The organism is Chitinophaga sp. RAB17 (assembly GCF_052114225.1).
Taxonomy (GTDB): Bacteria; Bacteroidota; Bacteroidia; order Chitinophagales; family Chitinophagaceae; genus Chitinophaga.
Genome location: NZ_JBFREI010000002.1, coordinates 923,128 through 947,646 on the forward strand (window position 1 = coordinate 923,128; position 24,519 = coordinate 947,646).

Consider the following 24,519-nt stretch of genomic DNA (forward strand, 5'->3'; position numbering starts at 1 on the left):
CAGAAAGGTGTTTCTTCATTGCGAACGACAGTTATTCAGTAAAAATTGTCCTGATGACACTTTTTTCAACTGTATGTAATGGCATTTTTTCATTGTTTACCCTCAGAAATAACGGCCGGTAAAGGCGTCAGACTTATTTAAGAAGATCAAATACGGATAAAAATTCAGCAGGCAATGGTGAAGAAGTTTTCCGGAATACCAATTACCACTTTTATGCGTTACGATACGTGTGATATTTCCGCATAGCCGGACGCATTCCCGGAGCAGCTGATCAGTGGTAATATCCGGATGCAGGAGATATGCAACGCCTGCATCCGGATCACTTCTTTACCCCACCATTGGGTGCCTTTTATATGGAATAGTACGGTCGAATAAATAGCGGTAGGTAGTCAGCTGTCTGGAAGGAACTGCACCAAGATTTTCTGCTACATTCTGCATTCTCGGGTTAAAGTCACCGATCCACTGCATTTCATAATCTACATAATGTGCCATATCAGTCTGGATGAGCTTAGCGCCTTCTACAATCATATAGGCATCTATCCCTTTCCCCTGGAATTCCGGTATAATACCGAATATAATCCCTATCATTTTTTTGCAATAGCCGGTTTGTTTGAGCCACAGGAACTTCAGTTTTTGCAGGAGCCCAAATTTTCCATTCATATGCTTAATATACTGATTGAGATCCGGCAGGTTGAGCCAGATAGCAATTGGTTGCTCATGATGATATACAAACCAGGCGATCTTTTCATCCAGTAATGGCTTCATCTGCTTAAAAAGGGCGAGTACCTGTGCCTTTCCCATTTCCTTGCCACCGCCATGCTGTGCCCAGGCTTTGTTATATACTATACTGAAAGCTTCTGCAAATTTTGGGAGTTCATTTTTCCGGATATGTATCGCCTTATAAGCAGGATCTGCTGCAATATGAGCATGGCGTTCAAAAAACTTAGGTTGTAGCTGATCACTTACCTTCATTCCAAAGCAGATCTGGTTAAAGAAAAGCTGGAACCCGTATTGCTCAAATAAACGGATGTAATAAGGCGGGTTGAAATTCATGCAGTAAATGGGTTCATGAAATCCCTGTGTAAGTAGTCCCCACCAGTTATTGCGTTCGCCAAAGTTGATGGGACCATCCATAGCCCCCATACCTCTTTCCTGCAGCCATTGTTTGGCAGTGTCAAATAGTAAGTTGGCTGCCTCCTGGTTATCGATACAGTCAAAGAATCCAACACCTCCCACCGGACATTCGTCCCCTTTGTTTTTATATTTCTTATTTACAAAAGCTGCGATCCTGCCAATGGACCTGCCATTATCATCTTTTAAAATCCATCTGATAATTTCTCCATGACGGAATGCCTTATTTTTCTCTGGATCAAATACTATGTTTATATCCTTATCCAGCGGCCTTATCCATCCAGGTACATCTTTATTTAATATTACATGCACATCGAGAAACTGCCGGGCTGTTAGTTCATCGTTTACAATAATCAGTTGCATTGAGACCATTTGTACAAATGTAATAAAAACTGCATTGGCATTATTTTTTCTCCATCTAACACATGAAAAGAACTTACGTTTATCCCGCCATACTGTTGCTGTTGGTAGTTGTATTCGGCCTTGGCTATTGCCAGCAACAACGGCACGTACGCAAGGTATTGTCTGAAAACCAGCGCCTGTGGAACGAAAACCGCGATTTACGCAAAAGCCTGGATCAATTCGGGGCAGTAAACCAGCAGATTACCACCCACCAGGAAGTGCAGCAAAGAACAGCCGGACAGTTTATTGAGCGCCGGGCTTATTACCGTCGCAACTGGCAACAGTTTATCGCAGCAACAGCAGGAGACTACCGCACCGGATTGCTGGGAGGTATCAAAGACCTTAACATCACCGTAAATAATCAGACGGAATACGCCCTGGATAATGTGGTGGTTAAAGTTGAGTACATGCGTAATAACAATGAAATTTTTAAAACTGAACAATATACCATCAGTAATATTCCGGAGAAGGGAACACGTAGTATTGCCGCTTCTAACAGCCGAAAAGGGAGCAAGGTAAATGTGAAACTGATGAGTATTACCAGTCAGCCAATGAATTTTTGCTGGTCCGTTACCAAACCCATTCCTCCCGGAAATCCGGATCCTTTTGAATGCGTACCGTCTGCTAAGGATAATCAGTAACTTAGCTAAATGATTGATATGATACCCGTTACCATTGCTGATGAAGCAATAAAGGATTTGTATGAGGAAGCTTTTCCGAAAGCAGAAAAACGCCCCTGGGATTGGCAGCTGGAGCTGATTGCTGCCGGTAAAATCCAGGTACTGCGTATTGTAAAGGAAGAAACATTCTTCGCGGGGTTTGTGTTTTACTGGAAATTGCCGGCGTTTAATTTTGTTGAACACTTTGCCATTCACGCAGATGCGCGTGGCGGAGGTGCTGGTACACAGGTAATGCAGTTATTGGAAAAAAAGTTAGGTACGATTGTATTGGAGGTAGAGCCTCCTGCAACAGAACAGGCCATTCGCAGAATAAAATTTTATGAGCGGCTGGGCTATCAAACCTTTCCGGACACCTATGAGCAGCCATCCTATTACCCGGAATCTGGCCCGCTTACCCTGTGCCTGATGTATAAAGGGTTTCCCCCGGCAGCAGCCAATTTTCAGCAGGTAAAAGATCAACTCTATAAGTACGTTTATACAAAATAAAAAAGTACGAATGAAATGCCAGATAAAGGTGATGTCATCTCACTAAACATCATTTATTACTGGTTATCATTCGTACTTTTTTCTATCATGGAGGTCAATGCTTACACAGCATTAACGCCTGTTGTTATTGTCCCTGGCGCGGTACGCGTTGGCTCTGACCCTGCGGTTGTTCCTGTCTCTGCGGCTCTTGTCTCTGTGGCTCTTGTCTCTGTGGTTGCTGCTGCTGTTCTCTTTGTACCCGTTGCTGTTGTTGCTGTTGTTGTTGCTGTTGTCTCTGCTGTTGTTGCTGTTGCTCTCTTTGTACGCGTTGCTGCTGCTGTTGTTGCTGTTGCTGCTGTTGTTGTGCCCTTTGCTGTTGTTGCTGCTGTTGTTGTTGTACCCGCTGTATACGTTGCTGATCCTGCTGTTGTTGTTGCTGTTGTATCCTTTGTTGCTGTTGCTCTTGCTGTTGTACCCGCTGTATACGTTGTTGTTCCTGCTGTTGTTGTTGCTGTTGTCTCTGCTGCTGTTGCTGTTGATCATTTATTCTGTCTGGTGTAACCCTGGATGGTCTGTTGTAATTTCCAGGGGTATTATTTCCTGGCTGTGTGGTACTACCCGGAGTTACTCTTCCGCCGCCATTGTTATTGGCAGGAAAGCTACCATTGTTTACCGGTTGATTTGTTTCACGGCCCGGAACAACCCTGCCTCCATTATTGGAAGGGAAGTTGCCCGTATTGTTATTGCCTGTATTACCTGGTGTTACACGGGTAGGACGACTGTTATCTATTGACTGTACCGGCCTTGTACGATCAGCTTCACGGCCTCTCTGAATGGCGGCTGCATCCGGACGGTAAATTTGTAAACGGTTGTTGTCAACCCTTCCCGTACCAGGTCTGCTCATGTTTTCCACTCTTACAGGTCTCACCGCCTGACCGGAATAACGTTGCACATCGTTGGCGTTAGGTCCTGAATATACTCTGTTACCACGGTAATTATTGGTGTTATTGATAATAGTCGTGTTGTTAATAATCGTCACATTCCGGCTGTTATTAACGTAGTAGTTATTTATACGCGGACTGTTGATATATTGTCTTGGCACAAACGCCCAATAATTAGCAGGTGCATTATAAGAATACTGTGGTCCCATTGGCGCCCATCCATAATAGTCGCCACCGGTTCTCCAGCTTACCCACGCCGGACCCCAGTCATTGCCTGGTACCCACATCCAGCCCTGGAAATCATCAAATAACCAACGGCCGTAGTGGAAAGCAGCCCAACCCCATGAATAATCAGACATCCAGGTCCAGCCATAGTCTGTATAAACCCAGTGTCCATTCGTATAATAAGGTCTGAAATCGCGGCCGGCATTTGGTATCCATACCTGGTCATATCCGGGATAACTTACCCAGCGGCCATAAGGGCTCAACTCATCATAAAATGAAATGGAACCGCTTATTTGTACCTGCGGGCCAGATCCATAAGAAGAACCGTATTGATCATATTGATCATTGGAAACAGGTGCATAAGTAGATGCACAGCTGCCCAAAAAGAATGATATAAGTAACAGGGATACTCCTGTGTGTTTCATTAATCTGTTCATAACTCCTGTTTTTTAGTCCTGATAGGTTGTTTTATAGTAGACCCTGGAGATGTAATGAATGTTGTTGTGCGTAAAATTATTTTATCTCAACAAGCATTTTTTAATGGTTTCGAGTACTGTATAGATGGCGGCGTCATGTTTAAATGTTAAAGGAATTTGTTAAAATTTTTATAACGCTTCATGCTGCAGTTCACGCGCTATATACCTTGTATGACAAAAATGGTTCCAAAATAATATTCCGCTGTAATAGCTTGTCATACAGGGTTTAACGAAACACTTATGGGAATAATAAAACATTACTGTAATATTGTGACAGTTGATTTAATTTATAAGATGGCCTCATTTTTTAGTATTCATCATATCTTTTTTACCGCATTAGGATATTCGGTTAGTTACATAGAGTTTGTTGGCACCTTAACAGGGTTGCTATGTGTTTGGCTGGCGGCCCGGGACCATATTTTTACCTGGCCGGTAGGATTGATAAATGTGAGCTGCTTCTTTATTCTTTTCTGGCAGCTACAGTTATATGCAGACATGTTTCTGCAGATATATTTCTTTGCCACCGGCGTTTACGGCTGGCTTTTCTGGTATAGAAAGCAACCCGAGAATGAGCCGATATATGCTTTGGGAAACCGGCAACGATGGCTGCTGGGAGGAGCTGCTATCCTGCTTTCCGGGGCCATGGGCTTTATTATCAGCCGCCTGCATACCTGGTGGCCCGGCGTATTTGAACATCCCGCTGCTTATCCTTATACTGATTCACTGGTGGCCGTTTTAAGTGTATTTGCCAATATTCTGCTGGCGAAAAGAATCTGGGAAAACTGGCTGCTGTGGGTATTGGTAGATGTGGTGGCCACTATTATTTATTTTCAGAAGGGCGTCAAATTCCTCGGAATAGAATATTTCATTTTGCTCATCATCGCTACGCTGGGACTGATTAAATGGGTGAAAGCCTACCAGCAGCAATCCGTTTCCGCTAAACTATAATAATTCATAACACCATCACCTATGTTCACTACTAAGCAAAAATTCAGGCGTATAGCCGTTGTGTTTATCTCCATTTTTGTTGTAATGTTTCTTTTCAGAATTCTTTATGGCTATACCTACAAAGGATTTCAGTATGAGGAGACAGGAAACAATAGCTTTTTGTCTGGTATTGAAAAACAGCGGAAGAATTATGCGTCTGAAAAAGGAAAAGCATTTAGTACTTCAAACGCAGGTCCTGCCAGCGTTGCAGGTAATCAGAAATATGAAAAAGTAGCGAATGTACGATCTAAGTCATCGCATTTTACGGAAGATGAAAAACTACTTCACGGCACCATTAATAAGTTCGATGCAATTGTGCAGTATCAACAGGAGTCGGGTAATAAAGGCAACCGTGAAATCCAGTTACTGATTGGTGTTTTGCCGGAGAAGTTCGATTCCTTTTATCATGCAGCGCAGGAAATAGGTGTTATTAAATCCACAGAAATTACCAAGACGGATAAAACGAATGAATACCGCAAACTCAATGCGAAGAAGGTGTCATTAGAGCAATCGTTGGCTTCTCTGAACGAACTGAAGAAAAAAGACGGACGCATTGAAGATTTCATCAACCTGCATAACCGGATTTATGAGGTGGAAACGGAATTGCAGGGGCTGGGTGTGGAGTTAGGGAACTTTGATTCGGAGAATGAATTCTGCACGGTACAATTTTCTATGTATGAAGGGGCGGCTCAGAAATCTGTTGGTGGGGTGACCCGTGTGAAAGTAGCGCTGGAGTGGACGATTAAGTACTATGCGGTACTGGTGGCCAGCATTTTTATTGCGGCAGCTGCTGCCTGGATATTGCTGAAACTATTGCAACTGGCTAATGCGTTGATGGCCGCCAATAAAAAAGAGTAAAAAAATGCCGGAGCCATGGCTCCGGCATCCGGTACTTACACCGTGTATTCACCCACTTTAGTGCCATCGTCTTTCAGCATGGTAAGCACCAGGTGTTGCTGATCGGCTTTTATTTTTATGAGGGTCCTGTAACCATCTTTGGGGCCACCACCAATAATCAGCGGATATTCATGCTGTCCTTTGGCAGGGGCATATACGCCGTATTGGTGCGTATGTCCGCAAATGAGGATATCAATTTTATGTTTGTTGAATAGTCCGCCAAACAGTTCCCGGCAATGTTTCACGCCATGCCATTCGCCTGAATGATAATGAGGAATGTGCATCATGACTACTTTATGCTTTGCCTTTTTGAAAGCAGGACTTTGCAGTTGTTGTTCCAGCCAATGCGCCTGCTGCACCCGGTAGGCGTCAAAGTCAACGATGCCCGCATATACCGGGTGTTCATCTTCTTTGTCTTCTCCGGTATCCAGCACAATAGCGGATACAGGTCCTATTGTGAAAGTGAAATAGTTGCCATGGCCGGGGTTATCAAAATACTGATGCCATTCCCGGGCGTATTTGCCGCGGGTTTCATGGTTGCCGCGCACATACATAAAAGGTGTTTGGGTAGAAAAGGTATCGCCGCAGGGGGTAAGCATATGGTCGATGATCTGTTGTTCATCGGCCTGGTAGTCAAATACATCTCCATTAAAAAAAACAAAATCATAGGGATCGCTGCCGTTCAGGCCCATCAGGTGTGGGATGGAAGCGGGGCGGTCGTGAATATCGTTGATAATGACCCAGGACACTTCCTTTGCCTGCGGATCAGGTGCAGTGAAGGTGTAGGTATCGCTGCTGATGGTATCGCCGTAGGTGAGTTTATATGGCTCAAAGGAGACGATGTCTTTTGAGTAAACTTTATAGCTGTATTTTTTTCCGGGCTGCAGATGATCCAGTTCAATACGGTGCAGGCGGTTATTGGCGTCTACCAGTCCGTTGGTAACGGTATGTGCTTTCTGGTTCAGTTGGCCATCTGTGCCATATTCCACCCAGCTGTAACAGGGGCGTGAGGTAAGCCACATAACAGAAATGGTGTGTGGGCCGGGATATTGGAGATAAGGTTTGCAAAGGAAAGCATGATCGGGGGCGGCTACTTTTTTGTTGTCTGCCAGGATACCGGCTTTGGCGGCTGCGGGTACTATTCCGGTGATGCCCAATAATCCTGCTTTAGAAAGATTGCCGAGGAATGACCTTCGGGATTGTTCACTGTTTGTCTTTTTCATATTTATATATTGTATATATCAGGATAGTGGTTAAAAATAGTAAAGGAATTAAGAAAAGGAAGCTATTTTTATATGGATGGCGGTCTCCCGTTAATGGTTATTTATAAATATTAATTATTTATAATTTGATAGACTACGCTTTACATTGCAGGCGGCTAAAAGTTTATTAATGAGAAAAACGGTGAAAAATGGGGCGGGAAAAGGTTTTTTTTCGTCGTTAGCGTTTTGATTTTCACCCATTAACTCTTACCTTTGCGGCAAATTTTGGAAACTGTATGCAATGAATTGCTGCCGTTTTTGGAACAGTAACATTTTAGTATTTTTATAAACCTCTTTAAAAATATGCCTAACACAGGTAAGATCAAACAAATTATCGGTCCCGTGGTGGACGTGCATTTTGATGACAAATTGCCCGAAATCTACAGCGCATTGGAAATTACCCGCGAAAATGGTCAGAAGGTAGTATTGGAAGTACAACAGCACCTGGGTGAAGACAGTGTACGTACAGTGGCAATGGACTCCACCGACGGTATGGTTCGTGGCATGACTGTAGTTGATAAAGGCGCGCCTATTAAAATGCCAATTGGCGACCAGGTTAAAGGACGTTTGTTCAATGTGGTAGGTGAGGCGATTGACGGTTTGGGTGATATTGATGCGTCAAACGGTTATCCTATTCACCGTGATCCGCCAAAATTTGAGGATCTGGCTACTGAAACAGAAGTACTGTTCACTGGTATTAAAGTAATTGACCTGATTGAGCCATACGCTAAGGGTGGTAAAATTGGTTTGTTCGGTGGTGCCGGTGTGGGTAAAACTGTATTGATCCAGGAGTTGATCAACAACATTGCAAAAGGTTACGAAGGTTTGTCCGTATTCGCCGGTGTAGGTGAGCGTACCCGTGAAGGGAACGATCTGATGCGTGAAATGATCGAAGCTAACATCGTAAAATACGGTGATAAATTTAAAGAATCAATGGAACACGGTGACTGGGATGTTACCGCTGTAGATAAAGAATTACTGAAACAATCACAGGCTACGTTTGTGTTTGGTCAGATGAACGAACCTCCTGGAGCTCGTGCCCGTGTGGCATTGTCCGGTTTAACACTGGCAGAATATTTCCGTGATGGAGATGGTTCTGCAGGTAGTGGTAAGGACATCCTGTTCTTCGTAGATAACATCTTCCGTTTCACCCAGGCAGGTTCTGAAGTATCCGCACTGTTAGGTCGTATGCCTTCAGCGGTGGGTTACCAGCCAACACTGGCTACTGAAATGGGTCTGATGCAGGAACGTATCACTTCCACTAAAAATGGTTCCATCACTTCCGTACAGGCGGTTTACGTACCTGCGGATGACTTGACGGATCCGGCTCCGGCAACAACTTTCTCTCACCTGGATGCTACCACGGTACTGGATCGTAAGATCTCCGATCTTGGTATCTACCCTGCTGTGAGCCCGCTGGAATCAACTTCCCGTATCCTGTCTCCGGCTATCGTGGGTGAAGCTCACTATAACTGTGCACAGCGCGTGAAAATGATCCTGCAACGCTACAAGGAACTGCAGGATATCATCGCCATCCTCGGTCTGGATGAATTGAGCGACGAAGATAAACTGACGGTATCCCGTGCACGTCGTGTACAACGTTTCCTGTCACAGCCTTTCCACGTGGCAGAACAGTTTACCGGTCTGAAAGGTGTACTTGTACCTATCGAAGAAACTATCCGTGGTTTTAACATGATCATGGACGGTGAAGTAGATGAGTATCCTGAAGCAGCTTTCAACCTTGTAGGTAACATCGAAGCAGCTATTGAAAAAGGTAAGAAATTACTGGAATCAGCGAATAACTAATTAAGTCAATGATCCCGGTTTTGCCGGGATCATTACCCTTCACCATTTACGATCATAACATGCTATTAGAAGTATTAACACCAGAAAGAAAATTATATGCCGGAGAAGTGTACGGAGTACAACTGCCGGGCATTGACGGTTCTTTTGAAATACTGGATAAACATGCGCCATTAATTGCAGCTCTCGGAAATGGTAAAATGAAAGTGCTGACAGATAAAACCCGTGCAGAGTTTTTTACTATCAGTGGTGGATTCGTGGAAGTGTTGCGCAATAAGGCTACCGTACTCGTAGAAGGCGCTGTAGCAGTGGAGAAATAAGCATACCAGCAAAACATTATAATAACCAGGCCGGGTAAGATTACCCGGCCTTCGTTTTTGTCCTAACTATTCCAATCTTAGATGACCCGGTTATGAACAGGACTGTTCACCAGGATTTCCTCTCTATTCATCTATATACAATACATTACCTGAACGACTATACGAGATAGCCGCAGTTACATACTGTACATCAATAGACAGCCCTTATCAAGGGCTGAGTATATTACCTAATGAATATGCCTTTGACAATAAATGATTAGTATTCAGGTAAAATTCTGGTATCGGTCTATAGAAGAAGCAAAATGTTTCATAGGTTTTGCCTTCATAGGTGTATTCTTATCGGTTATTTACTTACCTGAAAACGGGTTATGTAATTGGTAATAATTAGCAATTACTTTAGCAAGATATTTAATTTGTTTTAAATAAACAGCATTCCTTCTGTTCATTTTTCACTTTAAACGGCGGGCTCCACCGATGTCGTTCTTATTCAGAATATTACCATTTAATTTAAGGAAGGATCAATTGGATAATTTGCCATCATGGCAAAGGTGCTGCCAAGGTTTTTGAGCGATTGCTGCCATATTTGCTGCTCTTTGGCATCGAATACCAGCGTTGCATCTGTCTGGGAAAGGATCCACGATTTCTCTTTCACTTCTTCCTCCAGCTGTCCTTCTGTCCACCCGGAATAGCCGATGAAAAACTTTACCTTTTCAGGGTCCAGCAAGCCTTTATTGAGCGCATCCACCACGTTATCGAACTTTCCGCCCCAGTAGATACCAGGGAGTATTTCCAGTCCACCGCTAATCAGCTCCGGATCCCGGTGAATAAAATGTATTGTGTCCATCTGCACAGGTCCTCCGTAATACACAGGCACATTGCCAATCAGCACTTCAGGAACGAGGTCACTGAGCGACTGGTCAAATAACTTATTGATTACGAAACCAAAACTGCCTTTTTCCTGGTATTCACAGAGTAATACTACCGTTCGTGCAAAATTTGGATCTTTCAGAAATGGATCAGCTATCAGCAAAATGCCGGGCGACAAAGTTACCATAGACATACAATTTTATAGCCTGTTCAAATTTAACTAAATGATTGAATAGTAAAGGAAAAAAAGGGATCAAGTTGAAAATTGGGTGGATAGCGTAAATTTTAAGCATAAATTTTAGTCTTTCTATAAAGAAAGAATGCAACTGGTAGCAACGCGAAAACCTGCATCACGGATGTTTTAGAAGAAATTTTATCTTAGTTGTTCCTCAATATTCTTTAAGATATCGTGCATTAAGAATCCCTATCATTATAGTCCACATTACCTGCAAAAGTGTATTGTTATTATGTTGGCTCTGACGAGCCTATGCTTGACACATGCTATGCACCTATAGAAGCATGGCAGAAGAGGTGGACTTGATGTGGACTTGAGGTGGACTTGATGCGGGGATGACACCACCGAATCGGAGGTCAAAATCGGCCATGGCAGCGCTGATGTAGCGAACTGTAGCTGCGAAAAGACATATGCTGTTTAAAGGAAGCAGGTATAAACGGTTTTTTTCATCAAAATATCTCCGGGAGAGGGGGATTTGAGAATGGCAAACGCGGGTCGAATGGCATTTAAAGCATATTGAAAAAAGATGGTCCCTGGTTTTCAACTTAATCCGGGAAAGGAGAGATAGGAAAAATAAAAAAAGGAGGCTAGAAAACCTCCTTACCATTTTATCAACCAAAATCTAAATCGCTTATGGAACGAATCCACATCGATGTATGTAGAAAGTTTAATTACTTTGTTATGATCTTGAACTAATCAAATTTAGTACCAAGATTCTGAAGCAAAGGTAAGGAAAGAAGCATTAATAAAATCAGCAGTGGCCAGTTAAAATTACGTTAAAGTAATGTTGTATTGCTGTTAATAAAGCTGCTTGCAATATCCCGCCCGGAATTTTGTATCATAGTTGCTATAGCAAACATCTTTTTTAACATATTTTACTATTTCTGTACACTTATCTTTGAGGTAATTTAAAGCCTGACAAAATTTACATGATACCACTGAAGAAAATTTTCCCCGTCATCGTTGTACTGATTACATTGTCCCTGCTTGGAATTATTTATATCCAGGTAAGTTGGATCAAAAGTGCCATACTCATTAAACGGGAACAGCTTTTTCAGCGGTCGGTCAGTATGGCTAACGGTGTATATAACGACATGATGCTGCGTCGTGATGCTGCTGTGGTGTTTAAGCTGGATAACACCCTTCCTAAAGAATCCTCGCCTTCAAAAGGGTTTAACCTCGATATGTCCCGAATGGGGAATAACGGCCCGGCCGTTAGTGACTTTTTTACTCCCCTGGAAGTAAAACATTGCATTGAGAACAATATGAGGAAAAATTACCTCGATTCCACAGATTTTGAATTCGCCATCGCGGGATCTGCTTCCGGATCGGAGTTCTTTACCTGGAAAATGCAGTCGCCGGGATTTGAAAAAATGTACCAGCAAAATGAGGCCGATAGTGTGAATACCCGTAAACAGTATAAACTTCATGTGATACCACTCTCCGGTCTCAATGATTCAAATGCCAGAGGCGAAAAGCTGGTTATCATCATGCCCTCAGATGATTCAATTGCGAAACAACTTGGGGTCATGATTACCGGAGGTATCCTGTTTACCATGATCATCATTATGGCCTTCGCCCTCACCATCCGGACCCTGCTGAATCAGAAAAAACTCTCGGAAATAAAGTCGGACTTTATCAATAATATGACCCATGAGCTGAAAACGCCATTGGCCACTATTTCCCTGGCAATAGATGCCATCCGGAATGAAAAAGTGATGTCCAAACCGGAAAAAATCCAGTACTTCTCCGGTATTATTAAGGAAGAAAATAAACGCATGAATAAGCAGGTGGAAAGCATCCTGCAATCTGCCCTCCTGGAGAAAGACGAAATAGGACTTAAGTTGCAACCAACAGATGTACATGCCGTTATCCAGCATACCACCGATAACCTGCAATTGCAACTGGCCGCCAAAAATGGGGTGGTAGATCTGCAACTGGATGCCATTAACCCGGTGATCAAAGCAGATGATGTACATTTCTCCAACCTCATCTTTAACCTGATGGATAATGCCATCAAGTATTCCAACGATCAGCTGGAGATAAAAATACAGACGCATAATACCCGTAAGAGCCTGTTTATAGTGATTTCGGACAACGGTATCGGCATGAGCCGCGATACTATTTCACGTATCTTTGAAAAATTCTACCGTGCCCACACAGGAAATGTGCATAATGTAAAAGGATTTGGTCTGGGACTCACCTATGTGAAGGCAATCGTAGACGCACATAAAGGAAAAATTAAAGTGGAAAGTACTGTTGGTAAAGGCAGTAAGTTTACCCTGGAATTTCCACAGGATTAGATAAAGGATAAGCACATGATACTTAGTGAAAAAGAAATACAGCATTTTAAACATCCTATTGCCGTTCCGGGCATGGGGATCAGTATGCAGGAAAAACTGAAAGAAGCCCGTGTGCTGGTAGTCGGTGCGGGCGGATTGGGAAGTCCCGTTATACAATACCTCAGCGCCAGTGGCATAGGCGTACTCGGCATCGCAGATTACGGTGTGATCAATGATGAAGATATGCACCGCCAGCCGGTATACCAGATGCAGGATATCCGCAAGCATAAAGCTAAAATGGCTGCCAGCAGGCTTTGGGCGGTCAACCCATATACCAAACATTATCCTATCCTCATGCAGGTAAAGCCGGAGTCGATCGGGATGATGCTGATAGGATTTGACCTGGTAATAGACTGCACCCAGCATCTGCCCACCCACCTGGTGATCAATGATGCCTGCCTGGTACATAACAAACCTTTCATCACCGGCGAAGTGCATAACTGGATGGCCTGGTTTGCCGGCTTTAATATGCCCATGCCGGATGGTACTGCTTCCGCTTCTTACCGCTGCGCGTTACCACTCACGGAAGATTACCGCAACTTTGATGCAGGGGCCATTGGTGCCACCCATGGTGCACTGGGCATGCAGATCGTATGCGAAGTCATAAAATATCTCATGGATGTTCCGGCGGGAATTGCCGGAAAATTGTATGGCATTGACTATCTCCATAATCAAACCCAGGTGCATGAACTGCAACCTGATACCGCTCTCATTGAAAGTACCCGCGCTGCTGGTATTCTCACTGCGGAAGAATATGGATTGGAGATTGTACCGGATGTAGAAGATTAACGCGGGTATTGTCTTACTCAGGATTATACTGATTTTGGTGATTACCGGATTTTTTCCTGTGATATTGAAAGATTTAAAAAGATTTGGGAAGACTTGAGCGAATGTATCCGCTTAAGTCTTCCCAAATCTTTTTAAATCAAAAAGTAAAATTCTGAAATCATCAACATCAGTATAATCCTGAGTAAGACAAAAATCAAATTTCCGATAATATCGTTTTCGCACCGATTTTCAGTTCGTGCTTCACCCCTAATTTCAGCGCATAATTGGCTGCCTGGTGTCCGCTCGGAAAACCAAAGCAAACAGGGTAGTCATACTCTTTAATCAGGTTGGTGATAATTTCATATTCTGTCTGACCAAAGGGAGTATCTGTTTCCTTGCCGTCCACGAAAGATCCAACCACAAGTCCGGCCAGTTTATCCAGCCATCCGGCGCGTTTCAGGTTATACATCATGCGGTCTATGTTATACCGGTATTCCCCGATATCTTCCAGCAGCAGGATTTTTCCTTTGGTATTGATTTGGGAATCGGTCCCCGAAAGATTAGCCAGCATAGATAAATTGCCACCCACCAGCACACCGGAGGTTTTCCCTTCCTGGTTCAGCGGATGCGCTGCGGCTGTATAGCGGTATGGCTTGCCTTTGAGGGCAGTAGCCAGACTATGTACATATTCGTTATCCACTGTTTCCGGAGTAATGCCGCTGCACATCATGGAATGCAGGGTAGCAATACCGAATTGGCGATGCACATGTGAGTGAAGGGTAGTGATATCACTGTAACCGCATAACCACTTGGGTTCCTTGCGGAAGCGCGTAAAATCCAGCTTGTCGATGATACACACCATGCCATAACCACCACGGCCAAAAACAATGGCTTTTATTTCCGGATCATCCAGCATATCCTGTAGTTCTTCCAGTCTCAGTTCATCCGGTGCGGAGAAGTTATGAAAGCTGGTGCCCGCAGTAATGCCGAGGTGCACGCGGTAACCCCAGGAGTTGAGTACATCTCTTGCGTACTCCGCTGCCTGCAGGTCCATTTTGCTACTGGAGCAGGTAATTCCGATCAGATCACCTTTTTTCAAATATGGCGGAATTTTTACCATTGTACCTTTTGTTTACCTTTGCAGATTAGTTAGCGTAAATTCAATCTTTATTCGCTGACTAAGGTGATAAATTGTAATGGTGATTCCAAAAACAATCACCTGATTTAAAGTTTATTTAAGCATTCGTTAAGAGAATATGGCAAAATTTAATAGATATTTAATAACTGCGGCATTACCGTATGCCAATGGCCCGGTGCATATAGGTCACCTTGCCGGCTGCTACCTGCCTGCAGATATTTACGTGCGTTATTTACGCTCCAGAAAGGCTGATGTAAAATTTGTTTGCGGAACTGATGAACATGGTGTACCTATCACCATCAAAGCGATGAAGGAAGGTGTGAGCCCGCAGGATGTAGTAGACAAATACCACAAAATCATAGGTGATAGCTTTGCCGCCATGGGCATCTCTTTCGACATATTTGCCCGTACCAGTGATCCTATTCATCACAAAACTTCCCAGGATTTTTTCCTGAAGATGTATAACGATGGCCTGTTTGAAGAAAAAGAAAGTGAGCAATATTTTGATCCGGAAAAAGAAATGTTCCTGGCCGACAGATATATTGTAGGTACCTGTCCCAACTGCGGTAACGATAAAGCCTATGGCGATCAATGCGAACGCTGTGGCAGAACCCTGAGCCCGGACGAACTGATCAACCCTCACTCTGCCCTGAGCAATGCACCATTGGTGAAGAAAACCACCAAACACTGGTACATGCCGCTGCAGAACTATGAACCATGGCTGAAGGAATATATTATCGATGGTCATAAAGAGTGGAAAAACAACGTGTACGGTCAGTGTAAAAGCTGGCTGGATAGCGGATTACAGAGCCGCGCCATGACACGTGACAGCAACTGGGGTATCAAAGTACCATTACCGGATGCAGAAGGAAAAGTGCTCTACGTATGGTTCGATGCGCCAATTGGTTATATTTCTGCTACCAAAGAACTCACCGAAAACTGGGCGGACTACTGGTGTAAAGACGATACCAAACTGGTACATTTTATCGGTAAGGACAACATCGTGTTCCACTGTATTATTTTCCCTGCCATGCTGAAAGCGCACGGTGGTTTTGTAGTGCCGGATAATGTGCCTGCCAACGAGTTCCTGAATATTGAAGGTGAAAAAGTATCCACTTCCCGTAACTGGGCAGTATGGGTAAATGATTATATCCAGGATTTCCCTGATCAGCAGGATGTACTGCGTTATGTACTCTGCGCTACTGCTCCTGAAACCAAGGATAATGACTTTACCTGGAAAGATTTCCAGGATAGGAATAACAGTGAACTGGTAGCCGTTTTTGGCAACTTTGTGAACAGGGCGATGGTATTGATGCATAAATTATGCGGAGGAAAAGTACCACCACTGCATGAGGAATTTATAGAAGATGCTGATCGTGATATCCTGAAAGAATTCGGACTGGCGAAAGAGAAGATAGAGAACAGCATAGAGAATTACCGCTTCCGGGAAGCACTGTCTGAAGTTATTGAGTTTTCCCGCAAAGGAAATATATATCTGCAGCAGAATGAACCATGGATACTGGCCACTGTACTTGAAAACCTGAAGAACGGAACCTGGAGCGAAAAGCATCAGAAGTATGAAGGGAAAAGTGAGGCGTATTTACGTGCCCGTATAGACATCTGTCTGCATATTGCTTTGCAGATGACAGCCAACCTGGCCATCTTCTCGCATCCGTTCCTGCCTTTTACCTCCAGGAAGATCTGTCATATGCTGAAAGTAGTGGATCGTATGCTGGAATGGGATAATGCGGGTAGCCAAAAGTTAGTAAATGTTGGTTACTCACTCCGCGAACCAGAACTGCTATTCAAAAAGATAGAAGACGACCAGGTTACTGCACAGGTACAGAAACTTCATGACGGCTTGAAATTGGCCATGGAAGCTGCCGCCGCTGCAGCTCCGGCAGTGGAAGAAGCGCCACCTGCTCCTGCCAAACCAGAAATCCAATACGATGATTTCGCCAAACTGGACCTGCGCGTAGGCACCATCTTACAAGCGGAAAAAGTTGCGAAAGCAGATAAATTATTAAAACTGCTGGTAGACATTGGTACTGAACAACGTACCGTCGTATCCGGTATCGCCATGCACTTTTCACCAGAAGAGATCATCGGCAAACAGGTAACCCTGGTAGCCAACCTGGCCCCCCGCAAAATGCGCGGTATCGAAAGCCAGGGAATGATCCTCATGGCCGAAGATAACGGGAAGCTGATTTTTGTAAACCCCGCCGAAGCGGTAAAACCAGGCAGCGGAGTAAACTGAGACAGCTTTTAGCTTTTAGCCATTGGCTGTTAGCAAGCGAAGAGGGATGGTGCAGTTTGTTTTTTGAGGCAGATAGATTTTAATGTAAGCATTATAGTAGGCCGGTACATTTTGTACCGGCTTTATTTTTATATTTATCATGTTATGATGTAGATGTTAACCCAATAACCATTAACCCAATGAGGAACTTCAGAAACCTGATTATTTGGCAGAAATCATTTGATCTCTCCCTAAAAATTTATGATCTCACAAAACTATTTCCTTCAGAAGAGAAATTCGGTTTGATAAGCCAACTCAGGAGAGCTGCAGTTTCACTTCCCAGTAATATTGCCGAGGGGGCTGCTCAACCGACAGACAAACACTTCAAAAGATTCCTGCTAATGGCCATCGGTTCCTCCTTTGAAATGGAAACCCAATTGTTAATCTCGAGCCAAATTTACCCTTCCCTCCAAAAAAGTATTTCAGAAATCATCCTCCCTCTGCTGATTGAAGTCCAAAAAATGCTAAATTCAATGATCAGTAAACTGACAACCGCTGTAAGCTCCGCTAAAGACTAACTGCTAACAGCTAAAAGCTAAAAGCTATGACGAGACACATCAACAAAGTAGCCGTTTTAGGCTCGGGAGTAATGGGATCAAGGATTGCCTGTCATTTCGCAGGCATTGGCGTACAGGTTTTGCTGCTGGACATAGCGCCCAAAGAACTGAATGACGCGGAAAAAAAGAAAAACCTCGCACTGGACCATCCCGCTGTGAAGAACCGGATCGTGAATGATGCCCTGCAGGCCGCCATTAAATCTAATCCATCGCCCGTTTTTACCAAAGATGTGATCAAACGCATCAAAACAGGCAACTTCACCGATGATATGAAGCGTGTGGCAGATGTAGACTGGATCATCGAGGTAGTAGTGGAAAACCTGGATGTAAAGAAGATTGTATTTGAACAGGTGGAACAATTCCGTAAACCCGGTACCCTCATCACCTCCAACACTTCCGGCATCCCCATTCACCTGATGACAGAAGGCCGCAGTGCAGATTTTCAAAAACACTTCTGCGGTACCCACTTCTTCAACCCTCCCCGCTACCTCCGTTTACTCGAAATAATACCTACTCCACATACAGATCCCGCTATCATAGATTTCCTCATGCACTACGGTGACCTTTACCTCGGTAAAACAACTGTATTGTGTAAAGATACCCCGGCATTTATCGCCAACAGGGTAGGCGTGTTTTCTATCATGGCCATTTTCCACATCATGCAGGAAATGGGATTGGGAATTGATGAAATAGACGCTCTCACCGGACCGGTAATAGGACGACCTAAATCAGCCACCTTCCGTACCGCAGATGTGGTAGGGATAGATACCCTCGTGAAAGTAGCCAAGGGCGTAATGGATAACTGTCCGCAGGATGAAGCTATCGGCATATTTAAAATACCGGATTTCCTGCAGAAAGTAGTGGAAAACAACTGGCTGGGAGATAAAACAGGACAAGGCTTTTATAAGAAAACAAAAGGTGAAGGCGGCAGTAAGGAAATCCTTACCCTGAACCTGCAAACCATGGAATACGGGCCTAAGCAAAGAGCGAAGTTTGCCAGCATCGATGCCGCTAAACCAGTGGAAGACCTGAAGCAACGTATTAAAATACTGAACGCCGCCACAGATAAAGCAGGAGAGTTTTATAAACAATTTCATGCTTACCTGCTTTCCTATGTATCACACCGCATCCCGGAAATAGCTGATGATCTTTATAAGGTAGATGACGCCATGAAAGCCGGCTTTGGCTGGGAGATTGGTCCATTCGAAACCTGGGATCTGCTGGGCGTGGAAGCATCCGTAAAGTTGATAGAAGAAAAAGGATTAACAGTAGCCCAATGGGTGAAAGATATGCTGGGTAAGGGTATCAAAACCTTCTACAAAGTAGATAACGGTAAGAAATTTTACTACGATGTAGCCAGCCAGGCTTACAAAACCTTGCCTGGTGAAGGACAATTCATCATCCTGGAAAATTTCTCCAATAATGTGGTATGGAAAAACAGCGCCTGCAGCCTGATTGATATCGGAGATGGCGTAGTTTGTTTCGACTGGAAAACAAAAATGAATACTATCGGCGGTGAAGTGCTGGAAGGATTGAATAAGGCGATAGACCGCGCAGAGAAAGACTTCCGCGGCCTGGTAGTTGGAAATGAAGGCACCAACTTTTCTGCCGGCGCCAATGTAGGCATGATCTTCATGCTGGCGGCAGAACAGGAATTTGATGAACTGGATATGGCGGTGCGCCTGTTCCAGCGCAGCACCATGCGTTTACGTTATTCCTCTATACCGGTGGTAGTAGCGCCGCATGCATTGACCCTGGGCGGCGGTTGCGAAATGTGTTTACATGCAGATAAAGTACAGGCTGCAGCCGAAACTTATATTGGACTGGTGGAACTGGGGGTAGGTCTGATTCCTGGCGGTGGTGGAACCAAAGAAATGACGCTCCGCGCCAGCCTGGAATATAAAGAAGGACGTATCGAGGAAGAGCCACTGAAAGATTACTTCATGACCGTTGCTACTGCAAAAGTAGCTACCTCCGGTTTCGAAGGATTTGATATGGGCGTACTTCGCAAAGGACATGATGAAATAACCATGAATCTCAGCCGCCTCATTGCAGATGCGAAACGCAGTGTAATAGCGCTGGCCGATGAAGGATACACCCGTCCGGTAGAGAGAACAGATATCAAAGTAATGGGTCGCGGTGCACTGGGTGCCTTACTGGCAGGCGTTTACGCCATGAAGTTTGGTAACTATATTTCAGAGCACGACCAGAAAGTAGCTAATAAACTGGCATATGTCATGTGTGGAGGAGATCTCACAGAAGCTTCCTATGTAAGCGAACAATACCTGCTGGACCTGGAACGCGAAGCCTTCCTGAGTCTCTGCGGTGAACGCAAAACACTGGAGCGTTTACAGAGTGTTATCAAAACAGGCAAGCCTGTACGAAACTAAAAACTGTTATTTTAATTTATGGGAAATGTAGTGAAGATTAGCCATAAGATCATTCGCTGCATTTCCCTTTTTATTCTACACTTTTATATTATTTCCCGTGCCAATTCTATCCTTACAAAACATTTCCAAAAAATACGGAACAGTACAGGCCTTGTCGGGTGTTTCCTTTGAAGTACCAACAGGCAGTGTCTTTGGTGTGCTGGGGCCTAACGGCAGCGGTAAAACTACCTTGCTGGGCATTGTGACCGATGTGCTTAAAGCCGATACCGGCAGTTTTACTTTATTTGATAAAACACCTACTGCCCGGGAACGCCGGCAGATAGGCACTTTGCTGGAAACGCCCAACTTCTATCATTATCTCAGCGGATATAAAAACCTGGAAATTTCCGCTGCTATCAAACAGCGGGGAAAAGATGATATCGCCCGCGTACTGGAGATCTGCGGTCTTACCCAACGCCAGCATTCTGCATTTAAAACGTATTCACTGGGTATGAAGCAACGGCTGGCCATTGCTGCAGTACTGCTGGGAGATCCGGAAGTATTGATCCTGGATGAACCTACGAATGGACTAGACCCCTCCGGTATTGCGGAGGTACGAAGCCTGGTGAGAAAGCTGGCGGATACCGGTAAAACAATTATCCTCGCGAGCCACCTGTTGGACGAGGTAGAGAAAGTATGTACACATGTGGCCATCATCAGGTCCGGAAAATTACTGTTGTCTGGTGCCGTGAATGAGGTGATCAGCCGCAACGATTATGTGGAGTTATCAGCCGCAGATAACAGTGCCTTACGGACTGCGCTGCTGCAATATCCCGGTTGTACAGGTGCTGAAATTACCGGCGGCATTATAAAAGCATCCTTTACCGTTTCCCCGGATGCGGCAGCCATCAACGGCTACTGTGCCAAACAGGGCATCTGGCTGAATCACCTGCAACTCCGTAAGAAAAGTCTTGAAACTGCATTCCTGGAAATCACTAATATCCCTGCCTGATGAAACAAATTATATATACCGAATGGCTGAAAGTAAAGAACTACCGTACATTCTGGGTAATGCTGCTGTTGGCACTCATCGTTATTCCTGCCGGCAATTTCATGGTAGCAGATAAGTTCAGTGACCTGAACTTCAAACAGCTGGGTAAACTGATAGGAAATCCGTTCAGTTTCCCGAATGTATGGCTCACCATGGCATCTATGAATAGTTATATCTCCCTTTTATTTGGTTTGCTGCTGATCATCCTGGTTACCAATGAATATACTTACCGTACCAACAGGCAAAATGTAATTGATGGTTGGGAAAGAAAAGAATTTGTATATGCCAAATTATTCTGGCTGGTAGCCATTTCTTTGACTACCCTGTTGGTGGCTACTGTAAGCAGTCTGCTGATAGGAATGATCTATGGTGATGCGCCCTTTACTTTCGAAGGGTATGAGTATATGCTGTATTACTTCCTGCAACTCAATGTGATGCTGACTATTGCGCTGTTGATAGGGGTGCTGGTAAAGCGCGCCGGACTGGGTATCGTGCTGTTTATTGCATATAACATGATGTTAGACCAGCTGTTATCTTTTTTCGTTAAAAGATATGTAGGCCCTGTTGGAGGGTTGTTACCCCTGCAAAGTGGAGACGAACTGCTGCCCTTTCCATTGCTTGGGAAGGTAATGCCTTACGTATTCCAGTATGATACGTATGTGTATGTAACTGCTATGATAGCTTATATCACATTAGGCATCTACCTGGTTTTCAGGAAAGTATTAAAATCCGATCTGTAGAAATATCCATATATTTCACATTCTTTTAAAGCGAAATGTTTGGGAGAGAGCTTAAATTTGTTGTGCAAAGCAAAAATGTGAATTATGGCTACAAAGGAACGTGTAATATTGGTAACGAATGATGATGGAATCACCGCACCGGGCATACGTGCATTGATAGAGGCAGTGAAGCCATTGGGAAAAGTGGTGGTAGTAGCGCCGGATAGTCCGCAGTCGGGCAAAGGGCATGCGATTACCATTGGTACTCCTTTGCGTTTGAACCAGGTAGATATTTTTGAAGGCATAGAAGCGTGGCAATGCTCCGGAACACCGGTAGATTGTGTGAAGCTGGCCCGCGATAAAATCCTGCACGGTAAGCCGGATATTTGTGTCAGTGGGATTAACCATGGCGCCAATCATTCGATCAACGTTATTTATTCCGGAACGATGTCGGCGGCTATGGAAGCAGCTATTGAAGGCATTCCTTCTGTAGGCTTTTCCTTCCTGGAATATAGCTATGATGCAGATTTTACCTTACCAAAGAAAGTAGCATACCAGGTGACCAGGCGTATGCTGGAATCTGATTTGCCGCCGGGCACCCTGTTTAATGTGAACATCCCGATTGTGAGCGAACAGGAATTTAAGGGGTTGAAAATCAGCCGGCAGGCAGACGCTAAATGGGTAGAGGAGTTTGATGAACGCCGTGATCCGCATGGAAAAAAATACTACTGGTTAACCGGTGAATTTAAGAACCGCGATACCGGAGAAGATACAGATGTATGGGCATTGGATAATAATTACGCATCTATTGTGCCGGTACAGTTTGACCTGACTAATTATTCGTTAAAAAAGAAGCTGGAAGCGGATTGGAAAGACCTGTGATCATGCAAAAAACAGAAAGCAAAAAGTTAAAAGCAAGCGCTTTCCGGCAAATGATAAACTAAAAGCTAAGCGCTAACAGCTAAACGCTATCATCAGTATGTTAAAAAAAGACAATCTTCCATTTGGGATTTTACTGGGGTTTTTAACTCCCCTTGCCGCGTTTTTCCTGTACTATTTTTTTGTAATCAGGTTACAGCATAATGACGTGGGGCTGGGACAATTTCTGGGTATCTTAAAAGATAACCGGCAGATGATTCCCAAGCTCACCAGCATTTGCCTGTTACTGAACGGGCTGGTATTTTTCCTGTATACAAGAAAACGGCTGGACATTACCGCCAAAGGTATTTTCCTGATGACCATGCTGTATGCGATCGGCATTTTGCTGCTTAAACTGATCAGATAATTTTTAATCTACACGAATTTGAAATATTACATTATTGCAGGAGAGGCGTCAGGTGATTTGCATGGCAGTAATCTTGTAAAACAATTAAGGCAGCTGGATACGTCTGCGGATATACGCAGTTGGGGTGGTGACTTGATGGAAGCTGCCGGAGCCCATGTGGTAAAGCATTACAAAGAATTGGCTTTTATGGGTTTCGTGGAAGTAGTAATGAATCTCCGTACCATTTTGCGTAATATAGATATCTGTAAAAAAGATATTGCAGCATTCAAACCCGATGTGTTGGTGCTGGTAGATTACCCTGGTTTTAACATGCGCATCGCAGAGTGGGGTAAACAACAAGGTTTTAAAATTGTCTATTATATTTCTCCGCAGGTATGGGCCTGGAAAGAAAACCGTGTAAAGAAGCTGAAACAGAGCGTAGACAAAATGCTCTGTATTCTTCCTTTTGAAAAAGCCTTTTATCACAAATGGAATTATGAAGTAGAATATGTGGGACATCCTTTGGTGGAAGTAATTAAAGCTGCCAAAGAACAACCTGCCGATGCTCCGTTGTCAGACAAGCCGGTGATCGCCGTATTGCCTGGCAGCCGTAAACAGGAAGTGAGTGTGAAATTACCTATCATGCTCACCATGGCGAAACACTTTCCGGACTACCAGTTTGTAGTGGCACAGGCGCCAAGCCTGGATGATCATTTCCTGGAAGCCCTGACCGGAGAGCACCCTAATGTGTCAATGGTAAAAGGGCAAACGTATAATTTACTGCGTCAGGCGAAAGCAGCCCTGGTAACTTCCGGCACGGCCACACTGGAAACTGCTTTGTTTGGAGTACCTGAAGTAGTGTGCTATAAAGGAAATCCCATTTCCTATTTCTTCGCAAAACGTCTGATCAAAGTAAAATACATCTCACTGGTAAACCTGGTGATGGATAAGCTGGTGGTGAAAGAACTCATTCAGCATGACCTCACCGAAGAAAATTTACTGAAGGAACTAACCGCTTTACTGAAGGACGAAGCCGCCAGAAGCCGCGTCATGAAAGATTACGCAGAACTATGGCATAAGCTGGGAGAAAAGGATGCTTCCCGCCGCGCTGCCGAAGTGATCTATGAATATGCCATCGCTTAGTGTCTCCTGATTAGCTTGATGATCATAATAATGATCGCCACTAAAAAAAGTAATAACGATATTCTGTTCATCCCATGCATCATTGCCACGTAGCGTGTTTTTGGTGCATTGGGATCCTTTTTGCCTATGTAGAGATACCTCAATATTTGTTGCCAGATACTTTTCATTTCTCAAAGATCGT

Annotated in this window: 22 protein-coding genes; 16 read left to right on the forward strand and 6 right to left on the reverse strand. The window is 44.1% G+C overall.

Translation table 11 applies throughout. The features are described 5' to 3' along the window. Positions 1 to 327: 327 nt before the first annotated feature. Positions 328 to 1,494, reverse strand: a complete 1,167-nt coding sequence (locus tag AB4Z08_RS09790) for a hypothetical protein (RefSeq protein ID WP_441573548.1) — start codon at positions 1,492 to 1,494, stop codon at positions 328 to 330. A 62-nt stretch (positions 1,495 to 1,556) separates the two neighbouring features. Here AB4Z08_RS09790 and AB4Z08_RS09795 point away from each other — a divergent pair, with 62 nt between their 5' ends. After that, positions 1,557 to 2,174 (forward strand): hypothetical protein, encoded by a 618-nt coding sequence (locus AB4Z08_RS09795; protein ID WP_441573549.1) that lies wholly within the window; start codon positions 1,557 to 1,559, stop codon positions 2,172 to 2,174. Positions 2,175 to 2,183: 9 nt separating this feature from the next. Next, on the forward strand, positions 2,184 to 2,699 hold the full coding sequence (locus AB4Z08_RS09800; protein ID WP_441573550.1) for a GNAT family N-acetyltransferase: 516 nt from the start codon (positions 2,184 to 2,186) through the stop codon (positions 2,697 to 2,699). A gap of 124 nt (positions 2,700 to 2,823) precedes the next feature. Here the strand turns inward: AB4Z08_RS09800 and AB4Z08_RS09805 are convergent, their stop codons facing one another. Next, on the reverse strand, positions 2,824 to 4,281 hold the full coding sequence (locus tag AB4Z08_RS09805; protein WP_441573551.1) for a DUF6600 domain-containing protein: 1,458 nt from the start codon (positions 4,279 to 4,281) through the stop codon (positions 2,824 to 2,826). 333 nt (positions 4,282 to 4,614) lie between these two features. Between AB4Z08_RS09805 and pnuC the strand changes: the two genes are divergently transcribed. Further along, positions 4,615 to 5,268 (forward strand): nicotinamide riboside transporter PnuC, encoded by a 654-nt coding sequence (gene pnuC / locus AB4Z08_RS09810; protein ID WP_441573552.1) that lies wholly within the window; start codon positions 4,615 to 4,617, stop codon positions 5,266 to 5,268. A 21-nt stretch (positions 5,269 to 5,289) separates the two neighbouring features. After that, positions 5,290 to 6,165 (forward strand): DUF4349 domain-containing protein, encoded by an 876-nt coding sequence (locus AB4Z08_RS09815; RefSeq protein ID WP_441573553.1) that lies wholly within the window; start codon positions 5,290 to 5,292, stop codon positions 6,163 to 6,165. A 35-nt stretch (positions 6,166 to 6,200) separates the two neighbouring features. Here the strand turns inward: AB4Z08_RS09815 and AB4Z08_RS09820 are convergent, their stop codons facing one another. Beyond that, positions 6,201 to 7,427, reverse strand: coding sequence for a metallophosphoesterase (locus AB4Z08_RS09820; RefSeq protein WP_441573554.1), 1,227 nt, complete (start codon positions 7,425 to 7,427; stop codon positions 6,201 to 6,203). A 342-nt stretch (positions 7,428 to 7,769) separates the two neighbouring features. Here AB4Z08_RS09820 and atpD point away from each other — a divergent pair, with 342 nt between their 5' ends. Both atpD and atpC read left to right on the forward strand, forming a co-directional pair. Next, positions 7,770 to 9,272, forward strand: coding sequence for a F0F1 ATP synthase subunit beta (gene atpD / locus AB4Z08_RS09825; RefSeq protein ID WP_441573555.1), 1,503 nt, complete (start codon positions 7,770 to 7,772; stop codon positions 9,270 to 9,272). Between the two features lie 8 nt (positions 9,273 to 9,280). Then, complete coding sequence (gene atpC / locus AB4Z08_RS09830) at positions 9,281 to 9,589, forward strand: ATP synthase F1 subunit epsilon (protein WP_441573556.1); 309 nt, start codon at positions 9,281 to 9,283, stop codon at positions 9,587 to 9,589. Positions 9,590 to 10,091: 502 nt separating this feature from the next. Here atpC and AB4Z08_RS09835 read toward each other — a convergent pair. Continuing rightward, complete coding sequence (locus tag AB4Z08_RS09835; RefSeq protein ID WP_441573557.1) at positions 10,092 to 10,649, reverse strand: YqgE/AlgH family protein; 558 nt, start codon at positions 10,647 to 10,649, stop codon at positions 10,092 to 10,094. 971 nt (positions 10,650 to 11,620) lie between these two features. Between AB4Z08_RS09835 and AB4Z08_RS09840 the strand changes: the two genes are divergently transcribed. Next, positions 11,621 to 12,994: a sensor histidine kinase gene (locus tag AB4Z08_RS09840; RefSeq protein ID WP_441573558.1), complete on the forward strand. Its 1,374-nt coding sequence runs from the start codon at positions 11,621 to 11,623 to the stop codon at positions 12,992 to 12,994. A gap of 15 nt (positions 12,995 to 13,009) precedes the next feature. Further along, complete coding sequence (locus AB4Z08_RS09845; RefSeq protein WP_441573559.1) at positions 13,010 to 13,822, forward strand: HesA/MoeB/ThiF family protein; 813 nt, start codon at positions 13,010 to 13,012, stop codon at positions 13,820 to 13,822. Positions 13,823 to 14,015: 193 nt separating this feature from the next. Here AB4Z08_RS09845 and AB4Z08_RS09850 read toward each other — a convergent pair whose 3' ends face one another. Further along, positions 14,016 to 14,900 (reverse strand): S66 peptidase family protein, encoded by an 885-nt coding sequence (locus AB4Z08_RS09850; RefSeq protein WP_441573560.1) that lies wholly within the window; start codon positions 14,898 to 14,900, stop codon positions 14,016 to 14,018. A 157-nt stretch (positions 14,901 to 15,057) separates the two neighbouring features. Here AB4Z08_RS09850 and metG point away from each other — a divergent pair, with 157 nt between their 5' ends. The 8 genes from metG to lpxB all read left to right on the forward strand — a co-directional run bounded on the left by metG (position 15,058) and on the right by lpxB (position 24,338). Then, a complete protein-coding gene (gene metG / locus AB4Z08_RS09855; protein ID WP_441573561.1) occupies positions 15,058 to 17,196 on the forward strand; it encodes a methionine--tRNA ligase in 2,139 nt (712 codons plus the stop codon). Positions 17,197 to 17,375: 179 nt separating this feature from the next. Beyond that, positions 17,376 to 17,753: a four helix bundle protein gene (locus AB4Z08_RS09860; RefSeq protein WP_441573562.1), complete on the forward strand. Its 378-nt coding sequence runs from the start codon at positions 17,376 to 17,378 to the stop codon at positions 17,751 to 17,753. 26 nt (positions 17,754 to 17,779) lie between these two features. Beyond that, entirely contained in the window at positions 17,780 to 20,182 is a 2,403-nt protein-coding gene (locus AB4Z08_RS09865) for a 3-hydroxyacyl-CoA dehydrogenase NAD-binding domain-containing protein (RefSeq protein WP_441573563.1), read from the forward strand. A 97-nt stretch (positions 20,183 to 20,279) separates the two neighbouring features. Beyond that, positions 20,280 to 21,173 (forward strand): ABC transporter ATP-binding protein, encoded by an 894-nt coding sequence (locus AB4Z08_RS09870; RefSeq protein ID WP_441573564.1) that lies wholly within the window; start codon positions 20,280 to 20,282, stop codon positions 21,171 to 21,173. Further along, positions 21,173 to 21,952, forward strand: a complete 780-nt coding sequence (locus AB4Z08_RS09875; RefSeq protein WP_441573565.1) for an ABC transporter permease — start codon at positions 21,173 to 21,175, stop codon at positions 21,950 to 21,952. The genes AB4Z08_RS09870 and AB4Z08_RS09875 overlap by 1 nt, the downstream gene beginning before the upstream one ends. A gap of 84 nt (positions 21,953 to 22,036) precedes the next feature. Further along, positions 22,037 to 22,813 (forward strand): 5'/3'-nucleotidase SurE, encoded by a 777-nt coding sequence (surE, locus tag AB4Z08_RS09880; protein WP_441573566.1) that lies wholly within the window; start codon positions 22,037 to 22,039, stop codon positions 22,811 to 22,813. A gap of 97 nt (positions 22,814 to 22,910) precedes the next feature. Next, positions 22,911 to 23,216 (forward strand): hypothetical protein, encoded by a 306-nt coding sequence (locus AB4Z08_RS09885; protein WP_441573567.1) that lies wholly within the window; start codon positions 22,911 to 22,913, stop codon positions 23,214 to 23,216. An 18-nt stretch (positions 23,217 to 23,234) separates the two neighbouring features. After that, complete coding sequence (gene lpxB / locus AB4Z08_RS09890) at positions 23,235 to 24,338, forward strand: lipid-A-disaccharide synthase (protein WP_441573568.1); 1,104 nt, start codon at positions 23,235 to 23,237, stop codon at positions 24,336 to 24,338. On the opposite strand, the gene AB4Z08_RS09895 is transcribed toward lpxB, so the two are convergent. Beyond that, entirely contained in the window at positions 24,335 to 24,505 is a 171-nt protein-coding gene (locus AB4Z08_RS09895) for a DUF6728 family protein (protein WP_441573569.1), read from the reverse strand. The two genes, lpxB and AB4Z08_RS09895, sit on opposite strands and share 4 nt — an antisense overlap. Positions 24,506 to 24,519: the final 14 nt, after the last annotated feature.

Excerpts from the sequence above, each read along its gene's own strand:
- AB4Z08_RS09790 (WP_441573548.1), bottom strand. The coding sequence starts at position 1,494 with ATGCAACTGATTATTGTAAACGATGAACTAACAGCCCGGCAGTTTCTC.
- AB4Z08_RS09795 (WP_441573549.1), top strand. The coding sequence starts at position 1,557 with ATGAAAAGAACTTACGTTTATCCCGCCATACTGTTGCTGTTGGTAGTT.
- AB4Z08_RS09800 (WP_441573550.1), top strand. The coding sequence starts at position 2,184 with ATGATTGATATGATACCCGTTACCATTGCTGATGAAGCAATAAAGGAT.
- AB4Z08_RS09805 (WP_441573551.1), bottom strand. The coding sequence starts at position 4,281 with ATGAACAGATTAATGAAACACACAGGAGTATCCCTGTTACTTATATCA.
- pnuC (WP_441573552.1), top strand. The coding sequence starts at position 4,615 with ATGGCCTCATTTTTTAGTATTCATCATATCTTTTTTACCGCATTAGGA.
- AB4Z08_RS09815 (WP_441573553.1), top strand. The coding sequence starts at position 5,290 with ATGTTCACTACTAAGCAAAAATTCAGGCGTATAGCCGTTGTGTTTATC.
- AB4Z08_RS09820 (WP_441573554.1), bottom strand. The coding sequence starts at position 7,427 with ATGAAAAAGACAAACAGTGAACAATCCCGAAGGTCATTCCTCGGCAAT.
- atpD (WP_441573555.1), top strand. The coding sequence starts at position 7,770 with ATGCCTAACACAGGTAAGATCAAACAAATTATCGGTCCCGTGGTGGAC.
- atpC (WP_441573556.1), top strand. The coding sequence starts at position 9,281 with ATGATCCCGGTTTTGCCGGGATCATTACCCTTCACCATTTACGATCAT.
- AB4Z08_RS09835 (WP_441573557.1), bottom strand. The coding sequence starts at position 10,649 with ATGTCTATGGTAACTTTGTCGCCCGGCATTTTGCTGATAGCTGATCCA.
- AB4Z08_RS09840 (WP_441573558.1), top strand. The coding sequence starts at position 11,621 with ATGATACCACTGAAGAAAATTTTCCCCGTCATCGTTGTACTGATTACA.
- AB4Z08_RS09845 (WP_441573559.1), top strand. The coding sequence starts at position 13,010 with ATGATACTTAGTGAAAAAGAAATACAGCATTTTAAACATCCTATTGCC.
- metG (WP_441573561.1), top strand. The coding sequence starts at position 15,058 with ATGGCAAAATTTAATAGATATTTAATAACTGCGGCATTACCGTATGCC.
- AB4Z08_RS09860 (WP_441573562.1), top strand. The coding sequence starts at position 17,376 with ATGAGGAACTTCAGAAACCTGATTATTTGGCAGAAATCATTTGATCTC.
- AB4Z08_RS09865 (WP_441573563.1), top strand. The coding sequence starts at position 17,780 with ATGACGAGACACATCAACAAAGTAGCCGTTTTAGGCTCGGGAGTAATG.
- AB4Z08_RS09875 (WP_441573565.1), top strand. The coding sequence starts at position 21,173 with ATGAAACAAATTATATATACCGAATGGCTGAAAGTAAAGAACTACCGT.
- surE (WP_441573566.1), top strand. The coding sequence starts at position 22,037 with ATGGCTACAAAGGAACGTGTAATATTGGTAACGAATGATGATGGAATC.
- AB4Z08_RS09885 (WP_441573567.1), top strand. The coding sequence starts at position 22,911 with ATGTTAAAAAAAGACAATCTTCCATTTGGGATTTTACTGGGGTTTTTA.
- AB4Z08_RS09895 (WP_441573569.1), bottom strand. The coding sequence starts at position 24,505 with ATGAAAAGTATCTGGCAACAAATATTGAGGTATCTCTACATAGGCAAA.